Source organism: Acinetobacter johnsonii, from assembly GCF_048551975.1.
GTDB lineage: Bacteria > Pseudomonadota > Gammaproteobacteria > Pseudomonadales > Moraxellaceae > Acinetobacter > Acinetobacter johnsonii_A.
Window position 1 is genome coordinate 1 of sequence record NZ_JBIMCF010000351.1, and the last position, 219, is coordinate 219.

Here is a 219-nt window from a genome sequence, read left to right on the forward strand (position 1 = left end):
TCACTTGCAATTCGGGTCTAGTGAATACCTAATTGTTTAAGCTTTGTCTTCAACCTTTGGACTGTAGCTAAATCTCTCTTACCCCAAACATAAGCAACAATCTCACCTGTTTCTCGATGGTGGGCGTAAATAAGCCATTGTTTATTATTTTAATTTCCACCAAAAGTCCAGAATTCATCTACTTCGAGAGATTCATAATGACTTTGTTTAGGCTGAATT

At 36.5% G+C, this 219-nt stretch carries 1 pseudogene; it reads right to left on the reverse strand.

The features are described from left to right. Positions 1-20 precede the first annotated feature (20 nt). Positions 21-219, reverse strand: a pseudogene (locus ACG9ZB_RS17775) (IS1 family transposase); the annotation flags it as partial.